This is a genomic window from Salmonella sp. 741265055_HSA, from assembly GCF_046569525.1.
Classification (GTDB): domain Bacteria; phylum Pseudomonadota; class Gammaproteobacteria; order Enterobacterales; family Enterobacteriaceae; genus Salmonella; species Salmonella enterica.
Window position 1 is genome coordinate 89,589 of record NZ_JBKFSQ010000007.1, and the last position, 20,338, is coordinate 109,926.

The window sequence follows — 20,338 nt, forward strand, 5'->3', positions numbered from 1 at the left end:
CGCGCCAGCAACGTACAGATTTACCTGAAATGCGTTTCTCACTTGCCAGACATGTGCGTAAAATGGCTCGCAGATAAAAAAAGGATAGTGACGTATGCGCATTCATATTTTGGGAATTTGTGGCACTTTCATGGGGGGGCTGGCGATGCTGGCTCGCTCGCTTGGTCATGAAGTAACGGGTTCGGATGCCAATGTGTATCCGCCGATGAGTACCTTACTTGAGAAGCAAGGCATTGATCTGATCCAGGGGTATGACGCCAGCCAGCTCGATCCGCAGCCGGATCTGGTGATTATCGGCAATGCGATGACGCGCGGGAATCCGTGCGTGGAAGCGGTGCTGGAAAAAAACATTCCCTTTATGTCTGGTCCACAGTGGCTGCATGACTTTGTGTTGCGCGACCGCTGGGTACTGGCGGTCGCCGGTACCCACGGCAAAACCACGACCGCAGGCATGGCGACCTGGATACTGGAAGCGTGCGGATACAAACCGGGCTTCGTGATCGGCGGCGTACCGGGCAACTTTGAGGTTTCCGCGCGCCTGGGCGAGAGCCCGTTCTTTGTTATCGAAGCGGATGAGTACGACTGCGCGTTCTTTGATAAACGTTCTAAATTTGTGCATTACTGCCCGCGGACGTTGATCCTCAACAACCTTGAGTTTGATCATGCCGACATCTTCGACGATCTGAAAGCGATCCAGAAGCAGTTCCACCATCTGGTGCGCATCGTGCCGGGGCAGGGGCGCATCATCTGGCCGGAAAACGACATCAACCTGAAACAGACCATGGCGCTGGGCTGCTGGAGCGAGCAGGAGCTGGTGGGCGAGCAGGGACACTGGCAGGCGAAGAAGCTGACTACGGATGCTTCCGCGTGGGAAGTGTGGCTGGACGGCGAAAAAGTCGGCGATGTGAAATGGGGCCTGGTCGGCGAACATAACATGCACAACGGTCTGATGGCGATTGCCGCCGCGCGCCACGTGGGCGTCGCGCCCGCAGAAGCGGCCAGTGCGCTGGGGTCATTTATTAACGCCCGCCGCCGTCTGGAGCTACGCGGCGAAGCGAACGGCGTGACGGTGTATGACGATTTTGCTCACCATCCGACGGCAATTCTGGCCACGCTGGCGGCGCTGCGCGGTAAAGTGGGCGGCACCGCGCGCATTATCGCAGTGCTGGAGCCGCGTTCTAACACGATGAAAATGGGATTATGCAAGGATGACCTGGCACCGTCGTTAGGGCGTGCGGATGAAGTGTTCCTGCTGCAGCCGCCGCATATTCCGTGGCAAGTGGCGGAAGTCGCCGAAGCCTGCGTACAGCCTGCTCACTGGAGTGGAGATGTCGATACGCTGGCGGATATGGTGGTGAAAACCGCACAGCCTGGCGATCATATCCTGGTGATGAGCAACGGCGGTTTCGGCGGCATCCATCAGAAATTGCTGGATGGGCTGGCGAAAAAAGCACTGGTTGTGGAGTAAAAAATGCCCGGTGGCGCTGCGCTTACCGGGCCTACAATAGGTACATTCCCGTAGGCCGGAGAAGGCGCCAGCGCCGCCATCCGGCAGACGCTATCAACGTGTAAAATTACCCTTCGTTTTCCGCCAGCTCGCGCAGATACTGGAAGATCTGACGCGCTGATTTCGGCGGTTTGTTGCCTTCTTTCTCTTTCTTCGCATTGCGGATCAATGAACGAAGCTGTTGACGATCGGCGTGCGGCCACAGGGTCAGTACTTCGGCTACCGCGTCATCGCCTTCGACGATCAGACGATCGCGCAGATGCTCAAGCTTGTGAAACAGCACCACCTGCTGATTATGGCGGTTCTTCAGCTTGTCCAGCGCCTGGCGAATAGGTTCAACGTCGCGTTGGCGCAGCATTTTTCCGATAAGCTGCAACTGGCGGCGGCGTCCTTCCATTTTGATACGCTGGGCCAGTTCAATGGCGTCGCGCAGATCGGCGTCCAGCGGGATCTTATCCAGCGCGTTTTTCCCCAGATCCACCAGTTCCGCGCCCAGGCGTTTTAATTCCTCGGCATCGCGTTTAATTTCACTTTTACTGACCCAGATAATTTCATCGTCTTCGTCTTCGATGTCATCACCGGGAACGTCGTCGAGCCAGTCTTCGGGCTGCTTTGTCATGTCAGGCTCCTTAAAAAAAGAGGCTAATGTTACCAGTTAAGATGCGCACTGAAAAACGGTTCTCTGTTAGACTTCAGAGAAACTCTCTCTACATTATGGCATTTGCAATGAAAGTAATCTCACAAGTTGAAGCGCAGCGTAAGATTCTGGAAGAAGCAGTTTCGACAGCGCTGGAGTTAGCCTCAGGCAAATCGGATGGGGCGGAAGTCGCCGTCAGCAAGACCACCGGCATTAGCGTCAGCACCCGTTATGGTGAAGTAGAGAATGTCGAATTTAATAGCGACGGCGCGCTGGGCATTACGGTGTATCACCAGAACCGCAAAGGCAGCGCCTCTTCGACGGATTTAAGCCCGCAGGCGATTGCCCGTACCGTGCAGGCCGCGCTGGATATCGCGCGTTACACGTCGCCGGACCCGTGCGCAGGCGTGGCGGACAAAGAACTGCTGGCGTTTGACGCGCCGGATCTGGACTTGTTCCACCCGGCAGAGGTTACGCCAGACGAAGCCATTGAACTGGCCGCGCGTGCGGAGCAGGCTTCTCTAAAGGCGGATAAACGCATCACCAATACTGAAGGCGGGAGCTTTAACAGCCATTACGGCATTAAAGTGTTCGGCAACAGCCACGGCATGTTGCAGGGATATTGCTCCACGCGCCATTCGCTCTCAAGCTGCGTCATCGCTGAAGAGAACGGCGACATGGAGCGCGATTACGCTTACACCATCGGTCGGGCAATGGCGGATCTGCAAGCGCCGGAATGGGTCGGGGCCGAGTGCGCGCGCCGCACCTTATCCCGCCTGTCGCCGCGCAAGCTCTCCACCATGAAAGCGCCGGTCATTTTCGCCAATGAAGTGGCGACAGGGCTATTTGGTCATCTGGTCGGGGCGATTGCCGGCGGCGCGGTATACCGTAAATCCACTTTTCTGCTCGACTCGCTGGGCAAACAAATTCTGCCGGAATGGTTAACCATCGAAGAACACCCGCATCTGCTAAAAGGGCTGGCGTCTTCGCCGTTCGACAGCGAAGGCGTGCGTACAGAGCGCCGGGACATTGTGAAGGATGGCGTACTGACGCAATGGTTGCTGACCAACTATTCCGCCCGCAAACTGGGGCTGAAAAGTACCGGTCATGCTGGCGGGATTCATAACTGGCGTATCGCCGGGCAGGGGCTGAACTTTGAGCAGTTGCTAAAAGAGATGGGCACCGGCCTGGTGGTGACGGAACTGATGGGCCAGGGCGTCAGCGGTATTACCGGCGACTACTCCCGCGGCGCTGCGGGATTCTGGGTTGAAAATGGTGAAATCCAGTACCCGGTAAGTGAAATTACCATTGCCGGTAATTTAAAAGAGATGTGGCGTAATATTGTCACCGTGGGTGATGATATTGAAACGCGCAGTAATATACAGTGTGGTTCGGTATTGTTACCGGAGATGAAAATCGCCGGACAATAATACCCGTCATACTTCAGGCTGCAGGCGCGTTGGCTGCCTGCAACTCGAATTATTCAGGGTATTACACTTATCGTTAATAATAAAAAAGGAAGTGAGCAATGCGTAAAAGCCTGTTAGCTATTCTTGCTGTGTCATCGCTGGTATTCGGTTCGGCTGTTTTTGCTGCCGATCTTGAAGATAATATGGATATTCTCAATGATAACCTGAAAGTTGTTGAGAAAACGGATAGTGCCCCTGAACTGAAAGCGGCATTAACCAAAATGCGCGCGGCCGCGCTGGATGCTCAAAAAGCTACGCCGCCAAAGCTGGAAGATAAAGCGCCGGATAGCCCGGAAATGAAGGATTTTCGTCACGGTTTTGACATTCTGGTCGGCCAAATTGATGGCGCGCTGAAGCTGGCGAACGAAGGTAACGTTAAAGAAGCGAAAGCGGCGGCGGAAGCGCTAAAAACCACCCGCAATACGTATCATAAGAAGTATCGTTAATTTTTGTGGGATGGCGGCTTCGCTTTATCCGCAGGTCGCCATCCGGCAAAATGTAATACCCATCACACTTTCTCACTTTATACGGCAACGTCATTGTTTCGCCATTTCCTCTTTATGCCGCGATAGATCTCACACTTTCCCGGCGATAATTCATTAATGCCGCCTTTTCTGTGGCGCAGATCACCTATCCCACTCGCGTTTCCACTTCGAGGTGGAAAATAACTCGCTACAAACTTTTAACCCTTGCCGCTAGTTTTATCTCATTGCCATTAACGGGGTGAGACGCGTGGATAACGGAGCAGTAAAACACGATGCCGGTGAGCGAATTAACGAACTGGCTGAACAGGTGTTAACGCAGGTGGATGGCCTGCTGGGGCGTCATCACATTGTCCCCAATGCGGTACAGACGCAAATGCTGACCTCGCACGTTCGCGCGATGGCGCACCGGTCAATTACCGGCGAGCCTTTACCGGAAGTCGATGCCAGCTTGTTTGATGAAATCTCAGCCGAATCAATGGCGCTCGCCCGCGAAATCGTGGCGGCGTTTGGCAACCTTCCTGACGAAGAAGCCTGGCTATTATCGGTACATTTTGAAGTCGCGAAAGACAACCTCTAAGGAGCAAAAAATGGAACAGATTACCGTCGTGATTGGCGATCGCCTGGGTAAAGGCCAGAAAGTGGCGGCAGGCGTGGAAAAAGCGGGCGGTCGCGCGGTCGTCGTACCGGGCGTCGCGGCAGACATGAAGCTGGGCGATGTGATGAAAGCGGAAAACGCCACCTTCGGCATTTCATTTTGCGGCAGCGGCGGCGCGGGCGCTATCACCGCGCAAAACAAGCATGGCTACAAAGCCAAATATGGAATGCGGTCAGTGGATGAAGGCGTCACCGCTATCAATGAAGGCTGCAACGTGTTGGGTTTCGGCTTTATGGATAAAGAAGAGCTCGGCGAGCGCCTGGTGCAGGCGTGGCAAAAGAAATACGGCGCCTGATGATGAAAGAGCAATTCACCACCACGGTGAGAGTAAAAGGCAAGGGCGACGCCAAAGCACGCGCCTTTGCCGATGCGCTGAACCATGTTCAGTCGGCGGTGATGAGAGAGTCGCCGTATATCTTACTGCGTATTGAGCCACAGGATGTGCGGATTGTTCAGGCGCATGAGTCGGTGCGTAAAGAGGCCTTTCTGTTTTTCTTTTTGCGCCGGGAACGACGCACTTACAGCGTGGAGCTGGATGTGACCGTCAACGTGACCGCCATCAATCTCGACAGGGTGGATTTCGTCGCGAAACGCTGATTTTTATTAAAAAGGCATAGTTATGTTCCTGATAATACTAATTAAATCGCTCATTATCGGCGCGCTGGTCGGCGTAGGGGTGGGCGCTGGGGCTGCACGCATGTTTCACGCGCCAACCACGCAGGGGATGGGCGCGTTCCGTACGTTGGGTGAACTCAACTCTTGTGAAGGCGACCCGGCATCTCACTTCTCCTTTGGACTGGGTTTCTTCTTTAACGCCTGGGCGTCGTCTGTGGCGGCCGGATCGTTCACCCAGGATGTCGATCACCGCATCATCCCTAACTGGGGCGCGGCGGCGCTAATGATCAAAAACCGTAACGTTGGCGAGACGCTGCACGACCCGAAAAAAATGGCGATCGCCTGCGCCGTCATCGGCATGATCGTCGTGACGTTCCTTAACCTGACCGCCTCATCCGTGCCAGAAGCGTTACAGGTGACGGCGGTTAAGGTGCTGGTACCGGCGGCAAACCTGCTGGTCAACATCGTCATGCCTGTGATCTTCTGGTTAGCGGCGATCGACGCCGGTAAAAAATCGGGCTTCTGGGCCACCGTTTTCGGCGGCGCGGCGCAGCTCATCATGGGGAACGCCGTACCGGGGCTGGTACTGGGTATTTTGATCGGTAAAGGCGTAGAAGAGAGCGGCTGGAACCATGTCACCAAAGTGATGATGGTCGCCATCGTTTTGCTGTTTGTGTTGAGCGGCTTCTTCCGCGGCTTCGACATGAAAATGATCGAGTCTTTCAACATGACGGTACCGAACTGGCTTGAACTGATCCACAACTCGCTCAGCGGCAAATAACGGAGGCCACAATGGAAGAGAATAAAGGTTTTTGGTATGCCGACTGGTCGTTCCCGATCTTTGTTGGCCTGCTCTCCTCCGGCGTTTTCGCCGGGACGCATATGTACTATCTGTACGGTATCGGCGCATTTAACGAAGTCGCTTTTGTGGCGATGTTGAAAGCGGGGATGGATACCGGCGTCTACGGCGCGGTCGCCGCTTTCGGCGCCAGCTTTTTATTTGCCCGCATTATCGAAGGTTCGCTGGTCGGGATTCTGGATATCGGCGGGGCAATTCAGACCGGCGTGGGCTTAGGGGTTCCGGCGTTACTGCTGGGAGCTGGCTTTGTCTTCCCGGTGGCGAACTTTATCGCTTCGCTGATAACCGGTCTGGTGATTGGCCTGGCGATTGGCTACATCATTATTCTGGCGCGTAAGTTCACCATTAATCAGAGCGACTCCACGTACGGGGCGGACGTCATGATGGGGGCCGGTAACGCTTCAGGCCGCTTTCTGGGGCCGTTGATTATCCTCAGCGCCATGACGGCGTCGATTCCTATTGGTCTGGGCTCTCTGGTGGGCGCGCTGCTGTTTTATATCTGGCAGAAGCCGATTACCGGCGGCGCGATTTTAGGCGCGATGATCCTCGGTTCCATCTTCCCGGTTGCGATTAGCTAATTGTTGATTTGTAGGCCGGATAAGGCGGTTGCGCCGCCATCCGGCAAAGGAGAGAACGATGTTTGATTTACTCCTGCGCCATGCGCGTCTGGTCGATGACACGCTGACTAATATTGCCCTGCAAGACGGCAAAATCGCGGCGTTGGGTGACGTTGATGGTCCGGCGCTGAAAACCCTCGATCTACGCGGCGAGTGTTACGCCAGCGCGGGTTGGATTGATTCTCACGTTCACTGCTACCCGACATCGCCGATTTACCACGACGAACCGGACAGCGTGGGTATTGCCACTGGCGTTACCACAGTGGTGGATGCCGGTAGCACTGGCGCAGATGATATTGACGATTTTTACACCCTGACCCGTGACGCGGCCACCGAGGTTTATGCGCTGCTGAATGTTTCACGCGTCGGGCTTATTGCCCAAAACGAGCTGGCTAACATGGCCAATATTGACGCCGATGCGGTCCGGCAGGCGGTAAAACGCCACCCGGATTTTATCGTCGGCCTCAAGGCGCGGATGAGCAGCAGCGTGGTAGGCGTTAACGGCATCACGCCGCTGGAACGCGCTAAAGCCATGCAGCAAGAAAACGGCAACCTGCCGTTGATGGTGCATATTGGCAATAACCCGCCGGATCTGGACGAAATCGCGGAGCGTCTGACGGCGGGCGATATCATTACCCACTGTTACAACGGTAAGCCGAACCGTATTCTGACGCCGGAAGGCGAGCTGCGCGCCTCGGTGACACGAGCGCTGGCGCGCGGCGTGCGTCTGGACGTTGGGCATGGTACCGCCAGCCTGAGCTTTGCGGTGGCGAAACGCGCCATTAGCCTGGGGATTTTACCGCATACCATCAGTTCCGATATCTACTGCCGTAACCGCATCAATGGCCCGGTGCATTCGCTGGCTAATGTGATGTCGAAATTCCTCGCCATCGGCATGTCGCTGCCGCAGGTCATTGCGTGCGTGACGGCCAATGCCGCCGATAGCCTGAATCTGAAAACCAAAGGTCGTCTTCAGCCTGGTCTGGATGCCGACCTGACCCTCTTTACGCTTAAACGCCAGCCCACCGTGTTGGTAGACGCGGAAAACGACAGCTTACAGGCTGAAGAATTGCTGACGCCGCTTGCCGCGATACGCGCAGGCAAGGGCTATATGACCGAACAAGGGAGCGCGGAACATGCCTTCGATTTTTGAGAAGTATCAATTAAAACAGGTGATTAACGCCTCCGGGCGTATGACGGCGCTCGGCGTCTCCACGCCGCGCCCGGAAGTGATAGACGCGGCGATGGCCGGAATGAATCAGTATTTCGAGATGAAAGATCTGGTGAATAAAACCGGCGAGTACATTGCGAAATTGCTGGAAGTGGAAGGGGCGACGGTAGTCTCCTGCGCCAGTGCGGGCCTTGCCCAGTCGGTTGCCGCGGTACTGGTTCAGGACAGCGACTGGTTGCTGGAAAACCTGCACGTTACACCGATTGAAAATAACGAAATCGTCCTGCCAAAGGGCCACAACGTCAACTTTGGCGCGCCGGTGGGAACGATGGTGGCGCTGGGCGGCGGCAAACTGGTGGAAGCCGGTTACGCCAACGAATGTTCCGCCGCGCAGTTGGCGGCGGCCATTACGCCGCGCACGGCGGCTATTCTCTATATCAAATCTCACCACTGCGTACAGAAAAGTATGCTCAGCGTGGAGCAGGCTGCGGTGGTGGCGCGCACGCATAATCTCCCGCTGATTGTGGACGCGGCGGCGGAAGAAGATTTGCAGTGCTACTACCGCGTGGGCGCAGATCTCGTTATCTATAGCGGCGCGAAAGCGATTGAAGGGCCGACCAGCGGGCTGGTGATTGGCAAAACGCAGTATGTTGAGTGGGTAAAACGTCAGTCAGCGGGCATTGGCCGGGCGATGAAGGTCGGCAAAGAAGGAATTGTTGGCCTGACCTGCGCCATTGAATTGTACCTGCGGGCGCAAAAAGAGAGCGGCGCGGAGATGGTAGAAAAAATGGCGCCCTTTATCGACACGTTGAACACGTTTAACGGCGTCAGCGCCCGTGTGGTGTGGGACAGCGCCGGACGCGACATCGCGCGCACGGAAATTAAGTTTGATGAAGCCGTTACCGGCATCGCCACAGGCGAACTGGTAGACGCGCTGAAGCAAGGGGAATACGCGATTTACTTTCGCGGATACAAAGCCAACGAAGGGATTATTGAAGCGGATGTCCGCAGCGTCGATCGCGCGCAGTTAGCGATTGTGGCGCGTCGTATTGGCGAGGTGATTAATCAGGAGAAACAAGCATGAAACTGACCCCTAACTTTTACCGCGATCGCGTTTGCCTGAACGTACTGGCCGGTTCGAAAGATAACGCCCGGGAAATCTACGCGGCGGCGGAAGGTCATGTGCTGGTTGGCGTGCTCTCCAAAAACTATCCGGATGTGGCAAGCGCAGTCGCAGATATGCGTGAATATGCGGCGCTTATCGATAATGCGCTCTCCGTCGGACTGGGGGCAGGCGATCCTAACCAGTCGTCGATGGTGAGCGAAATCTCGCGTCAGGTACAGCCGCAGCATGTCAACCAGGTGTTTACCGGCGTAGGGACCAGCCGGGCGCTGCTGGGGCAAAATGAGACGGTGGTGAACGGTCTTGTCTCGCCGACCGGCACGCCGGGGCTGGTGAAAATTTCCACCGGCCCGCTAAGCAGCCGCGCGCCGGACGGCATCGTACCCATAGAAACGGCGATTGCGCTACTCAAAGACATGGGCGGCAGCTCCGTTAAATACTTTCCGATGGGAGGACTCACCTGTCGCGACGAGTATAAAGCGGTGGCTGAGGCCTGCGCCCGCCATGATTTCTGGCTGGAACCGACGGGCGGCATCGTTCTGGAAAACTTCGCCGAGATTCTGCACATCGCCCTTGATGCAGGTGTAAGCAAAATCATTCCTCACATTTATAGTTCGATTATTGATAAGGTGAGCGGCAACACCCGTGCGGACGATGTGCGTCAGTTACTCGCTATCGTCCGGTCGCGTGTCGGCTAATCATGAGGAGAGAGACGTGCGATTCCCCAACCAACGTTTAGCGCAGCTATTTGCGATGCTGCAAAACGAGACGCTGCCGCAGGACGAGCTGGCGCAGCGGTTGTCGGTCTCCACGCGTACCGTTCGGGCGGATATCGCCGCGCTGAACATGTTGCTGACGCCGCATGGCGCGCAATTTACTCTCAGCCGCGGCAACGGGTATCAGCTCAAAATTGATGATCCGGCACGTTATCAATCCCTGCAAACGCAGCAATCTCCCGCCCTGGAGCGCGGTCCGCGCACCAGCCAGGAGCGGATACACTATTTGCTGGCGCGTTTTTTAACCTCCGCCTTCTCGCTGAAGCTGGAGGATTTAGCAGATGAATGGTTTGTCAGCCGTGCGACGTTGCAGAACGATATGGCGGACGTACGCGAGCATTTGCTGCGTTATCATCTGACGCTGGAAACGCGTCCGCGTCATGGCATGAAACTGTTTGGCGGAGAGATGGCGATTCGCGCCTGTCTGACCGACCTTTTATGGACGCTGGCGCAGCAGGAGCCCTCCCATCCGTTAATTGTTAGTACCACGCTGAACACCGAGGTGTCCCAACGGCTGCAGTCTCTTTTGCCGGATATTTTCTCTCATTGTCAAATCCGCCTGACCGATGAGGGCGAGCTGTTTCTGCGTTTATACTGCGCGGTGGCGGTACGGCGTATTCGCGAGGGGTATCCGTTATCGGAATGCGTGGCGGAGGAGGTCGATGAAAAGGTGCGCCATGCGGCACATGAGATTGCGGAGCTACTACAACAGCTGGCCGACAAGCCGCTGTCGGAGCCGGAAGTAAGCTGGCTGAAGGTGCATATTGCCGCCCGCCAGGTACAGGAGATTGCCCCCAGCGCCATTAATGCCGATGATGAAGAGGCGCTGGTACACTATATCCTCAATTTTATTAATACTCAGTACAACTATAACCTGTTGAATGATAAACAGCTTCACGCGGACTTGCTGACCCACATCAAAACGATGATTACCCGCGTGCGCTACCAGATCATGATCCCCAACCCACTACTGGAAAATATTAAGCAGCACTATCCGATGGCGTGGGATATGACGTTGGCGGCGATATCGAGTTGGGGAAAATACACGCCGTATACCATTAGCGAAAACGAAATCGGTTTTCTGGTGCTGCATATTGGCGTTGGGCTGGAACGTAGTTACAACATTGGCTACCAGCGGCAGCCGCAGGTACTGCTGGTGTGCGATGCTGGTAATGCGATGGTGCGGATGATTGAAGCAGTACTGGCGCGGAAATACCCGCAGATTGAGATTGCCCGCACTCTGACGCTACGCGACTATGAGGCGCGGGACAGTATTGTGGAGGATTTTGTGATTTCCACGGCGCGGATCGGCGAAAAAGATAAGCCGGTCATCATGATCGCACCCTTTCCTACCGACTATCAATTGGAGCAGATCGGTAAGCTGGTGCTGGTGGACAGAACCCGTCCGTGGATGCTGGATAAATATTTCGATGCCTCGCATTTTCGCATCGTGGAGGGGGAAATAGATCAACAGACGCTGTTTAAAACGCTGTGCGATCAGTTGCATGAGGAAGGCTTTGTTGATGCGGCGTTTCTCGATTCGGTTATTGAGCGTGAAGCTATTGTCAGTACGTTATTAGGCGACGGGATTGCCTTGCCACACGCGCTGGGGCTGCTGGCGAAGAAAACGGTGGTTTATACGGTACTCGCGCCACAGGGGATTGTCTGGGGTGACGAAACGGCGCACGTTATTTTTTTACTCGCCATCAGCAAAAGTGAATATGAAGAGGCGATGGCCATCTACGATATTTTCGTCACTTTCCTGCGCGAACGCGCCATGACGCGCCTCTGCGCATGTCAGAATTTTACGCAATTTAAAACGGTCGCAATGGAGTGCGTAAGTCGTTTTTGACACTTTCCCGTCACGTCATTGTTAAGAAGATTTATGTGCTTGTCGGTATGCCAGCACGGGTTATTTTACCCAATCTTCGTACTGCAAACCCGGTACCCGCTCAAACTCCCTCACGTTATTAGTGACCAGTATCGCCCCGGACGCAATGGCATGGCCGGCGATAGCCGCATCGTTTGATCCAATCGGCGTACCGGCGGCGGTCAGTACGGCACGGATCTCTGTGGTGGCATCCACTGCCGCCCGGTCCCAGGCCAGCACGGCATCCAGGCGGCTACAGAATGCATCGACCAGTTGGGCATGGCGCGGCGAGGCCTTTTTGCCCGTACAGCCAAAACGCATTTCGGCGTAGGTAATCGCCGACACCACAATACGATGGCGCAGCAGCACTGCCTGCTCAAGGCGTCTCAGCACAGCTTCCGGCTGTTCGCGCATAATGAAAGAACAGATGCAGGTATCCAGCATGTAGGTTTTACTCATAGTTCAAAGCGCCCCTCATCGCTGACGATGTCTTCGCGTTCCGTCAGAAAGTCCGGGCTGGCTTTTTCCTCATGACGGAACGATCCCCAGGAAGGGCGGGCGGGGCGCAGAATAATCGTGTCGCCTTCGCGGAAGATTTCAAGTTCGTTGACGCCGTCAAAATCCAGATCGCGTGGAAGGCGGATCGCGCGGTTATTGCCATTTTTAAATACAGATACGGTTCGCATGGTCGTCTCCTGCCCTTGTGGGCGTGATGTTATAGGCCAGTATCGGAGTTAATTATATGCCTGTGCGTGACATATGTATAGGCATATGCATATCCCTGTAAGCAGGAGGCGAAAGAAGGATATAAAAGTAGCGGACGAGTAACGGTTTTGACCCAATATCCCCGCATCAACGCAAATGATGCACTACCTGGTTGCTGCTACCGCGCCAGATCAGCGCCGGGTCTTTCAGATCCTGCACAAATTTGCCATCGACCAGCACGTTGATGAGATCGACCACCTGCATCTGTGCGGCGTTGAGTTCATCGAGCTTGTAGCCAGTCCACACCCAGATATCTTTCCCCGGGCACTCCGCGTGGATGCGTTTTACCAGTGCCAGGATATCCGGTACGTTTTGCGGATGCAGCGGATCGCCGCCCGACAGCGAGATCCCCTGACGGTGAATGCGCGTGTCGTTCAGATCGGCAATGATCTTATCTTCCATCTCTTTGGTAAACGGCTGGCCGGAATTGAGCCGCCAGGTGCTTTTGTTGTAGCAGCCAGGGCATTCATGCACGCACCCTGACACAAACAGGGTGCAGCGGGTGCCGGGGCCGTTAACGATATCGACGGGGTAGTATTGGTGAAAGTTCATGTTTCCTCGTTGCATTTGGCGCTGTAGCGGCGTTGGCCGCTCTCACTTACCCAGGTCACTTACTTATGTAAGCTCCCTGGGATTCGTTCGTTTGCCGCCTTGCTACAACACCAACTGCTTAGAGGAAACTCATGAAATTGGAACTATAGCCAGCGGTTGTAGGCCGGATAAGGTGTTTACACCGCCATCCGGCATTTACGCATTGCAAACGGAGGATTAACCGATCTGCCCATTGCCTAAATGCTTCACGCGGCGCTTCACTTCTTCTTGTTTGCCGGCGTTAAACGGACGTGCGTCCGGGCTGCCTAAATAACCGCACACGCGGCGGGTGACCGAGACGCGCGCGGCGTCGTGGTTGCCGCATTTCGGGCAGGTGAAACCTTTACTGGTACATTCGAACTCGCCGGTAAAGCCGCACTCGTAGCATTCATCGATCGGCGTGTTGGTGCCGTAATAGGGTACATGCTGATAGCTGTAATCCCAGACATCTTCCAGCGCTTTCAGGTTGTGCTGAATGTTCGGGTATTCGCCGTAGCAAATGAAACCCCCGTTCGCCAGCGGCGGATACGGCGCTTCGAAATCGATTTTGTCGTACGGGTTGACCTTCTTCTCCACGTCGAGGTGGAAGCTGTTGGTGTAGTAACCTTTATCGGTTACGCCCGGCACCACGCCGAACTCGGCGGTATCCAGACGGCAGAAGCGGTCACAGAGGTTTTCACTTGGCGTGCTGTACAGACTAAAGCCGTAGCCGGTCTCTTCTTTCCACTGATCCACGGCCTGGCGCAGACGCTCCACAATCGCGATGCCTTTAGCGCGAAGTTGCTCGCTGTCGTACAGGTGCTCGCCGCCGAACAGCGCATTAATGGTTTCATGGATACCAATGTAGCCCAGAGAGATGGACGCACGACCATTTTTAAAGATTTCAGACACGTCGTCGTCCGCTTTCAGCCGCACGCCGCAGGCGCCTTCCATATACAGGATAGGCGCGACACGGGCTTTCACGCCTTCAAGGCGGGCGATACGGGTCATCAGCGCCTTCCGCGCCAGCGCCAGACGTTCATCCAGCAGTTTCCAGAATGCGGTTTCGTCGCCTTTTGCTTCCAGCGCGATGCGCGGCAGGTTAAGGCTAATCACGCCCAGGTTGTTACGCCCGTCGTGGATCTGCTCGCCGTTTTCGTTCTCCCACACGCCGAGGAAGCTGCGGCAGCCCATTGGCGTTTTGAACGAACCGGTGACTTTGACCACCTGATCGTAGTTGAGGATGTCCGGATACATGCGCTTGCTCGCGCACTCCAGCGCCAGTTGTTTAATGTCGTAGTTCGGATCGCCAAACTTGTGGTTCAAACCGTCGCGGATAGCAAAGACCAGTTTCGGGAACACGGCGGTTTTGCGATTTTTACCCAGACCGGCGATACGGTTACGCAAAATAGACGCCTGAATCAGACGCGACTCCCAACTGGTGCCGAGGCCAAAACCAAAGGTCACGAAAGGCGTCTGGCCGTTAGCGGTGTGCAGCGTGTTAACTTCGTACTCCAGCGACTGGAAGGCGTCGTAGCACTCTTTTTCGGTGCGAGAACGCGCATACCCTTCGGCATCCGGGATCTGCCACTCATCGGCGGTTTTGCGGTGCTTGTTATAGCTTTCGGTGACAAACGGCGCCAGCACTTCGTCGATACGGTTAATGGTGGTGCCGCCATAAATATGGCTGGCGACCTGCGCGATAATCTGCGCGGTAACGGCAGTGGCGGTAGAGATAGATTTTGGCGGTTCGATCTCGGCGTTACCCATCTTAAAGCCCTGGGTCAACATGCCTTTCAGGTCGATCAGCATACAGTTGAACATCGGGAAGAACGGCGAGTAGTCGAGATCGTGATAGTGGATATCGCCGCGCTCATGCGCTTGTACTACGTCACGCGGCAACAGGTGCTGGCGGGCATAGTGTTTGGCGACAATCCCGGCCAGCAAATCGCGCTGGGTGGGAATGACTTTACTGTCTTTGTTGGCGTTTTCATTGAGCAACGCGGAGTTAGTTTGCTCTACCAGGCCGCGAATTTCCTGGTTCAGACGACCACGCTTTTCACGCTGAATGTCGCGATCGTGACGGTATTCGATGTAGGCGCGGGCAAGCTGTTTGTACGGGCCGGACATCAGTTGGTTTTCAACCGCAGTTTGGATCTCGTTAATATCCACCTGACTGCGCGCGTTCATTTGGCTGCTAACGACTTCTGCGACGGTGGCACAGTAATCTGCGTCATCGACTCCCGCTGCTTTAGCTGCACGTAGAATGGCTTCCTTAATGCGCTCTGATTTGAATGGCACTTTACAGCCATCTCGTTTCATCACATGCGGTGTCATGATCACTCCATATTTGTAAGAACAGGTTATCCACAGAGGCCGGGGAAGCCATAACAGGTTTATTCATCTCTTTTCCAACGACTTCCCGCAATCCTGACCCAGGTTATCCACAATTCACCTTGTGTCGAGTGAACGGATGTTGTAGCAATTGTAGTCAATTAATACAACATATTGGGTCGGCGTGCATTTTAAAGTCTATATGTAGTGATTTGCATCAAGGATGTTTGCAATTTTATTGATGTAGAACAAGGTAAAAATCAGAGCGTACAGATGGCGGGCGCTGTAGCGTTTGTAAAAGATAGCAAGAAAAATCTGATTAATTATTCAACAAAAACAGACAGTAACCAGGAGCAACGCCACCGCCCGTGTCAATAGGTCTGTGGCGTTTATCCGTATAAGGACGTCGCGCTAGCGTTGTAACCACCAGATGGCTTCAAATGGGCGGAGCGTCATCGCCGCTGGCTGGCTGGCGACCTCGCCATAATTGTGCAGTAGCGCCTGCCACTGTCCTTTGATATGCGGCGGATGCCACTCCTGACACTGGTCGCTCAGATTGGCGACGACCAGCAGGGTTTGCCCCTGCCACTGGCGGCGATAACACCATACGGATGGGCTATCCGGGAGGAGATCCTGATAATCGCCCCAGATCAGTACAGGCTGGGTTTTACGCAGCGCAATCAGCTTGTGATAGGTGTAAAACACCGAGTTTTCATCGCGTAATGCCGCCTCGACGTTAACCTCCGTATAGTTATCGCACAGGCTTATCCACGGCTCGCCCTGGGTGAAACCGGCGTTTTTACCGTGGTCCCACTGCATCGGCGTGCGGCTGTTGTCGCGGGATTTACTGGCCAGGATAGCCAGCAGTTCGTCGGGGTCGCGTCCGGCGGCGCGTAGCGCGGCAAACATGTTATGGCTTTCCACGTCGCGATAATCGGTGATGCGGGTAAAGTGTGGGTTGGTCATGCCAATTTCTTCGCCCTGATAGATATAAGGCGTCCCTTGCATACCGTGCAGCGCCATCGCCAGCATTTTCGCGGCTGGAACCCGGTATTCCCCCTCGTCGCCAAAGCGGGAAACGATGCGCGGCTGATCGTGATTACACCAGAATAACGCGTTCCAGGCGACGTTATGCATCCCCTGTTGCCAGTGGCGGAACAACGCTTTCAGCGCCACATAATCAGGTTTTGCCAGCGTCCACTTTTCGCCATTGGGGTAATCCACCTTCAGATGATGAAAATTGAAGGTCATTGAGAGTTCGTCGCCGCTAAGCGCGGCATATTGCTGGCAGTTTTCCAGCGTGGTAGAGGACATTTCGCCTACCGTCATCAGATTACGCGGCGTAAAAACGTCACGGTTCATTTCGCGTAAAAACGTATGCGCGCGCGGCCCGTCGGTATAAAAGCGGCGTCCGTCGCCCGTCGGATCGTCAGGAAAATCCTGATCTTTGGCGATCAGATTCACCACGTCCAGACGCAGGCCATCCACGCCGCGATCGGCCCAGAATTCGCAGACCTTTTTCAGCTCGGCGCGCACGGCGGGGTTTTCCCAGTTCAGGTCGGCCTGTTCAGGCGCGAAAAGGTGTAAATAATATTGTTCGCTCTGGCTATGCCAGCGCCAGGCGCTGCCGCCAAATTTAGATTGCCAGTTATTCGGGCAGACATCTGGCGTGCCATCGCGCCAGATATAAAACTGACGGTATGGACTCTCTTTGTTCAGCGCTTCGCGAAACCAGTCGTGCTGGGTAGAAGTATGGTTAAACACCATATCCAGGATGATACGAATACCGCGTGCTTTCGCCTGCGCGACCAGCTCGTCAAAATCATCCAGCGTGCCGTAGGTCGGGTCGATAGCCGTATAATTTGCGACGTCATAACCGTTATCCACCTGCGGCGAGATATAAAACGGCGTGAGCCAGATGGCATCTACGCCGAGTCGCTGTAGATAGTCAAGGCGCTGCGTGACGCCGCGTAAATCGCCGGTGCCGCTGCCGGTCGTGTCCTGAAAACTTTTCGGGTAGATCTGATAAATAACGCCGTTTTGCCACCAGAGGGGAATAGTCATTGTAGTTTCCTGCAAGTGCGTTGGGACGCAACTGCGCCCCGAAGAAGAATTAGACAATTTGTAATGTGCCCTGACGATGCTTACGCTGATAGATAAAGGTGGTCAGAATCATCGGGATAACGATCGCGATAACCATCGCCATGCCGTACACCTGCCAGTAGCGCGGCGGTATAGACAGGATGCCCGGCAGGCCGCCCACGCCGATACCGTTGGCGATGACGCCGTTCAGACCGCAGAGCAGTCCCGCCAGACCAGATCCGATCATCGCGCACAGCATCGGAAAACGATACTTCAGGTTGATACCGTACATCGCCGGTTCGGTTACCCCAAGGTAAGCGGAAATGGCGGCAGGAACGGAGATCTCGCGTTCATTGTGTTTACGGCTGGAGATGATGATGCCCACTACGGCGGAAGCCTGCGCGATATTCGACAGCGCAATCAGCGGCCAGACTGGCGTACCGCCCATGCTCTGGACCATTTGCATATCGATAGCGAGCGTTGTCTGGTGGACGCCGGTAATGACCAACGGGGCATACAGGAAGCCGAACAGCGCCGCGCCTATCGGGGCGAAATTGCCTGTCATCAGATAACGTACCGCAAAGGCCACGCCGTCGCCGATCATACGACCAAAGGGGCCGATAAAAGCGTGGGCGAGAAAGACGGCCAGTATCAACGAACACACCGGGACGACGACCAGGTAGAGATAATCCGGCACGATGCGTTTCAACCGTGTTTCAATAAACCCAAGCGCCAGCCCTGCCAGTAGCGCCGGGATTACCTGCGCCTGGTAGCCCACTTTCTCAATGCTAAATAAGCCGAAGTTCCAGACGTCCGGCGTTTGCTGGCCCAGCAGATACGCATTCATCAACTGCGGCGATACCAGCGTCACGCCGAGCACGATACCAAGAATCGGCGTGCCGCCCATTTTTTTCACCGCCGACCAGCAGATCCCCACCGGCAGATAGAAAAAGATCGCTTCGCCGATCAACCATAAAAAATCATAAAGCGTTTTTAGCGCCGGATGCATCTGCGCCAGCGTTTGGCCGTTGCTCATCGGCACATCGCCAATCACGTTACGAAAGCCTAAGATCAAACCGCCGCTGATCAACGCCGGTAGTAGCGGAAAGAAGATCTCCGCGAAGTGGGAAATTAACTGCTCATGCCACTTCATGTTCTGGCGAGCGGCTTTTTTGGCCTGCTCTTTATCGGTATACGCTTTGCCGGTGGTCTCCAGCAGCGCGTTATAGTAATCGCCAACGTCGGTGCCAATCACCACCTGAAACTGACCGGCGTTGGTGAAACAACCTTTAACCATCGGTAATTGTTCGATCTCTTTTGGTCTGGCGCTCGCGGGCTGGTGGAGCACAAAGCGCAGGCGAGTAATGCAGTGGCTCACCGTGGCGATGTTGTCGCGCCCGCCAACCAGGTCAATCAGCCGGTCAATATCGGCTTGTTTTACTTTGCTCATCGTAAAGCCTCATGGCAGAGGAGATATGTAATTGATTGGCGCAAGAGTATCTCTTCAACGTTGGTTTAAAAATGGGAACGTTCCCGAAACGCAGCGACGATCACAAATTACTCGTGGTATTCCGTTTAATCAGCCACTCAGGCGAGGGTGGAAGGAATGACGATCCGGCGCGGATCGCAGCGGCCATTGATCTGTTCGATCAGCTGCGAAGCCGCCTGCCGTCCGGCTTCAGCATAGCCGGGATCGACAGTGACGATCTCCGGGTGCAGGAATTTTATCAGCGGCGTGTTCCCGACGCTTGCCAGTTGCAGCGTCTCAATACGTTGCTCCTGTAAATACTTACTGGCGCCCAACGCCAGCGTATCGGTGGCGCAGACTAACGCGGTGGTATCCGGCATGATGACACTTGCCGTATGCTCATAGCCCTGCTTCATGGCAAGACCGGGCAGGGCGGCGACGGGATGAAGTTTATGTTTTTTGCAAAACGCCAGGTATGCGTCATGCCGACGTTTGCCGGTGGTAATATCGCTATGGGGAACGCCCAGAAAGCTAATGTTGCGGTGTCCCTGCTCATACAGCCGCTGCATAAGGATATGAATCGCGCCCTCGTCGTCGTAACAGACGGAGGCAAAACCTTGCGCATCTCTTGCCAGCAGCACCAGCGAGGCTTTCCAGGGGGCGATCAACTCTTCTGTGATGCCGGTAAAGCCAAACAGCACCACACCATCAATGTTACGTCGTCTGAGCATGCCCAGATGCTCCATTACCAGCGTCGGCGAGAACTGACTTTCCATCATAATAGGGTCGTAGCCCTGTTCGTAAAACGCAGGCAGCATGGTCTGAACCGCGAGGTTTTCAGACAACGAATCAAGGCGAGTGACGATAATAGCGACCACTTTATCGCTTTGTCCCCGCATCGCACGGGCGGAGCGGGACGGAGAGAAACCGTGTTGATTCATCACCGCTTCGACACGCTCGCGGGTACGTTCGCTTACGCCGCTTTCATTGTTAAGCACGCGGGAAACGGTTGATTTCCCTACGCCGCTCAGGCGGGCGATGTCTTTGATAGTGAGCCGGTTTTGCATCCTGTTTTCTCGTGGCGTGACGCTGATGGTGATAAAAAGAGTAACTTTACTCAAGCGAAGGGCAATGGGCAAAGTCTGGTTTATCGTTGGTTTAATTACGTAACGGTATGATACCGCCATAATTGCCACAAAACTTATGGATTTATGCGTATAATCCGCGGCGCAAATTATTTACTTACCGGAGGCGACATGGACCCTGAACCCACCCCTCTCCCGCGATGGAGAATTTTCCTTTTCCGGTAAGCCTGCCTCTGCTGTCTTACCGGTG

General features: G+C 55.0%; 21 protein-coding genes. 13 read left to right on the top strand and 8 right to left on the bottom strand.

The genetic code is table 11. The annotated features are described in order from the left end of the window. The first annotated feature begins 94 nt into the window (after positions 1-94). Entirely contained in the window at positions 95-1,468 is a 1,374-nt protein-coding gene (mpl, locus tag ACLD4K_RS06070) for a UDP-N-acetylmuramate:L-alanyl-gamma-D-glutamyl-meso-diaminopimelate ligase (protein WP_411011536.1), read from the top strand. 106 nt (positions 1,469-1,574) lie between these two features. Here mpl and yjgA read toward each other — a convergent pair whose 3' ends face one another. Continuing rightward, complete coding sequence (gene yjgA / locus ACLD4K_RS06075; protein WP_000166287.1) at positions 1,575-2,126, bottom strand: ribosome biogenesis factor YjgA; 552 nt, start codon at positions 2,124-2,126, stop codon at positions 1,575-1,577. Between the two features lie 95 nt (positions 2,127-2,221). Here yjgA and pmbA point away from each other — a divergent pair, with 95 nt between their 5' ends. The 11 genes from pmbA (at position 2,222) to ACLD4K_RS06130 (ending at position 11,766) form a co-directional block, all read left to right on the top strand. Then, positions 2,222-3,574: a metalloprotease PmbA gene (pmbA, locus tag ACLD4K_RS06080; RefSeq protein ID WP_000852994.1), complete on the top strand. Its 1,353-nt coding sequence runs from the start codon at positions 2,222-2,224 to the stop codon at positions 3,572-3,574. Between the two features lie 98 nt (positions 3,575-3,672). Next, positions 3,673-4,059, top strand: coding sequence for a cytochrome b562 (cybC, locus tag ACLD4K_RS06085; RefSeq protein ID WP_001232231.1), 387 nt, complete (start codon positions 3,673-3,675; stop codon positions 4,057-4,059). A gap of 277 nt (positions 4,060-4,336) precedes the next feature. After that, a complete protein-coding gene (locus tag ACLD4K_RS06090) occupies positions 4,337-4,675 on the top strand; it encodes a glycine dehydrogenase (RefSeq protein ID WP_001255103.1) in 339 nt (112 codons plus the stop codon). A gap of 10 nt (positions 4,676-4,685) precedes the next feature. Further along, positions 4,686-5,048 carry an SFCGS family glycine-rich protein gene (locus ACLD4K_RS06095; protein WP_000435389.1) on the top strand — a complete coding sequence of 121 codons (363 nt, stop codon included), beginning with the start codon at positions 4,686-4,688 and terminating at the stop codon, positions 5,046-5,048. Further along, entirely contained in the window at positions 5,048-5,350 is a 303-nt protein-coding gene (locus ACLD4K_RS06100) for a DUF4312 family protein (protein WP_000975187.1), read from the top strand. Before ACLD4K_RS06095 ends, ACLD4K_RS06100 begins: the two co-directional genes overlap by 1 nt. 22 nt (positions 5,351-5,372) lie before the next feature. Next, positions 5,373-6,149, top strand: a complete 777-nt coding sequence (locus ACLD4K_RS06105) for a DUF4311 domain-containing protein (protein WP_000478578.1) — start codon at positions 5,373-5,375, stop codon at positions 6,147-6,149. An 11-nt stretch (positions 6,150-6,160) separates the two neighbouring features. Beyond that, positions 6,161-6,805: a DUF4310 family protein gene (locus ACLD4K_RS06110; protein WP_411011537.1), complete on the top strand. Its 645-nt coding sequence runs from the start codon at positions 6,161-6,163 to the stop codon at positions 6,803-6,805. A 58-nt stretch (positions 6,806-6,863) separates the two neighbouring features. Further along, the gene (locus tag ACLD4K_RS06115; protein WP_411011538.1) at positions 6,864-7,997 is read left to right on the top strand and encodes an amidohydrolase/deacetylase family metallohydrolase; all 1,134 of its coding nucleotides are present in this window, start codon (positions 6,864-6,866) and stop codon (positions 7,995-7,997) included. Continuing rightward, the gene (locus ACLD4K_RS06120) at positions 7,981-9,099 is read left to right on the top strand and encodes a DgaE family pyridoxal phosphate-dependent ammonia lyase (protein ID WP_001139182.1); all 1,119 of its coding nucleotides are present in this window, start codon (positions 7,981-7,983) and stop codon (positions 9,097-9,099) included. Before ACLD4K_RS06115 ends, ACLD4K_RS06120 begins: the two co-directional genes overlap by 17 nt. Continuing rightward, positions 9,096-9,836 carry a 2-dehydro-3-deoxy-phosphogluconate aldolase gene (dagF, locus tag ACLD4K_RS06125; RefSeq protein ID WP_411011539.1) on the top strand — a complete coding sequence of 247 codons (741 nt, stop codon included), beginning with the start codon at positions 9,096-9,098 and terminating at the stop codon, positions 9,834-9,836. Before ACLD4K_RS06120 ends, dagF begins: the two co-directional genes overlap by 4 nt. A 16-nt stretch (positions 9,837-9,852) precedes the next feature. Then, entirely contained in the window at positions 9,853-11,766 is a 1,914-nt protein-coding gene (locus tag ACLD4K_RS06130; protein ID WP_411011540.1) for a BglG family transcription antiterminator, read from the top strand. 60 nt (positions 11,767-11,826) lie between these two features. On the opposite strand, the gene ACLD4K_RS06135 is transcribed toward ACLD4K_RS06130, so the two are convergent. The 7 genes from ACLD4K_RS06135 to treR form a co-directional block, all read right to left on the bottom strand. Continuing rightward, positions 11,827-12,243, bottom strand: coding sequence for a type II toxin-antitoxin system VapC family toxin (locus tag ACLD4K_RS06135; protein WP_411011541.1), 417 nt, complete (start codon positions 12,241-12,243; stop codon positions 11,827-11,829). Then, on the bottom strand, positions 12,240-12,470 hold the full coding sequence (gene vapB / locus ACLD4K_RS06140; RefSeq protein WP_183059448.1) for a type II toxin-antitoxin system VapB family antitoxin: 231 nt from the start codon (positions 12,468-12,470) through the stop codon (positions 12,240-12,242). Before vapB ends, ACLD4K_RS06135 begins: the two co-directional genes overlap by 4 nt. A 166-nt stretch (positions 12,471-12,636) precedes the next feature. Continuing rightward, a complete protein-coding gene (nrdG, locus tag ACLD4K_RS06145; RefSeq protein WP_411011542.1) occupies positions 12,637-13,101 on the bottom strand; it encodes an anaerobic ribonucleoside-triphosphate reductase-activating protein in 465 nt (154 codons plus the stop codon). 216 nt (positions 13,102-13,317) lie between these two features. Further along, entirely contained in the window at positions 13,318-15,456 is a 2,139-nt protein-coding gene (gene nrdD / locus ACLD4K_RS06150; RefSeq protein ID WP_000187821.1) for an anaerobic ribonucleoside-triphosphate reductase, read from the bottom strand. 408 nt (positions 15,457-15,864) lie between these two features. Next, positions 15,865-17,517: an alpha,alpha-phosphotrehalase gene (treC, locus tag ACLD4K_RS06155; protein WP_411011543.1), complete on the bottom strand. Its 1,653-nt coding sequence runs from the start codon at positions 17,515-17,517 to the stop codon at positions 15,865-15,867. Between the two features lie 49 nt (positions 17,518-17,566). Beyond that, positions 17,567-18,985 (bottom strand): PTS trehalose transporter subunit IIBC, encoded by a 1,419-nt coding sequence (treB, locus tag ACLD4K_RS06160; protein WP_411011544.1) that lies wholly within the window; start codon positions 18,983-18,985, stop codon positions 17,567-17,569. 137 nt (positions 18,986-19,122) lie between these two features. Beyond that, entirely contained in the window at positions 19,123-20,070 is a 948-nt protein-coding gene (treR, locus tag ACLD4K_RS06165; RefSeq protein WP_001181297.1) for a trehalose operon repressor TreR, read from the bottom strand. A 189-nt stretch (positions 20,071-20,259) separates the two neighbouring features. Here treR and mgtL point away from each other — a divergent pair, with 189 nt between their 5' ends. After that, entirely contained in the window at positions 20,260-20,313 is a 54-nt protein-coding gene (mgtL, locus tag ACLD4K_RS06170) for a mgtA regulatory leader peptide MgtL (protein WP_099374030.1), read from the top strand. Positions 20,314-20,338: the final 25 nt, after the last annotated feature.

Bases quoted from the DNA above. Each gene is read 5' to 3' on its own strand.
- treB (WP_411011544.1), bottom strand. From the start codon at position 18,985: ATGAGCAAAGTAAAACAAGCCGATATTGACCGGCTGATTGACCTGGTT.
- yjgA (WP_000166287.1), bottom strand. From the start codon at position 2,126: ATGACAAAGCAGCCCGAAGACTGGCTCGACGACGTTCCCGGTGATGAC.
- ACLD4K_RS06110 (WP_411011537.1), top strand. From the start codon at position 6,161: ATGGAAGAGAATAAAGGTTTTTGGTATGCCGACTGGTCGTTCCCGATC.
- mpl (WP_411011536.1), top strand. From the start codon at position 95: ATGCGCATTCATATTTTGGGAATTTGTGGCACTTTCATGGGGGGGCTG.
- treR (WP_001181297.1), bottom strand. From the start codon at position 20,070: ATGCAAAACCGGCTCACTATCAAAGACATCGCCCGCCTGAGCGGCGTA.
- ACLD4K_RS06115 (WP_411011538.1), top strand. From the start codon at position 6,864: ATGTTTGATTTACTCCTGCGCCATGCGCGTCTGGTCGATGACACGCTG.
- pmbA (WP_000852994.1), top strand. From the start codon at position 2,222: ATGGCATTTGCAATGAAAGTAATCTCACAAGTTGAAGCGCAGCGTAAG.
- treC (WP_411011543.1), bottom strand. From the start codon at position 17,517: ATGACTATTCCCCTCTGGTGGCAAAACGGCGTTATTTATCAGATCTAC.
- nrdD (WP_000187821.1), bottom strand. From the start codon at position 15,456: ATGACACCGCATGTGATGAAACGAGATGGCTGTAAAGTGCCATTCAAA.
- vapB (WP_183059448.1), bottom strand. From the start codon at position 12,470: ATGCGAACCGTATCTGTATTTAAAAATGGCAATAACCGCGCGATCCGC.
- ACLD4K_RS06095 (WP_000435389.1), top strand. From the start codon at position 4,686: ATGGAACAGATTACCGTCGTGATTGGCGATCGCCTGGGTAAAGGCCAG.
- ACLD4K_RS06105 (WP_000478578.1), top strand. From the start codon at position 5,373: ATGTTCCTGATAATACTAATTAAATCGCTCATTATCGGCGCGCTGGTC.
- cybC (WP_001232231.1), top strand. From the start codon at position 3,673: ATGCGTAAAAGCCTGTTAGCTATTCTTGCTGTGTCATCGCTGGTATTC.
- ACLD4K_RS06100 (WP_000975187.1), top strand. From the start codon at position 5,048: ATGATGAAAGAGCAATTCACCACCACGGTGAGAGTAAAAGGCAAGGGC.
- ACLD4K_RS06135 (WP_411011541.1), bottom strand. From the start codon at position 12,243: ATGAGTAAAACCTACATGCTGGATACCTGCATCTGTTCTTTCATTATG.
- nrdG (WP_411011542.1), bottom strand. From the start codon at position 13,101: ATGAACTTTCACCAATACTACCCCGTCGATATCGTTAACGGCCCCGGC.
- ACLD4K_RS06120 (WP_001139182.1), top strand. From the start codon at position 7,981: ATGCCTTCGATTTTTGAGAAGTATCAATTAAAACAGGTGATTAACGCC.
- dagF (WP_411011539.1), top strand. From the start codon at position 9,096: ATGAAACTGACCCCTAACTTTTACCGCGATCGCGTTTGCCTGAACGTA.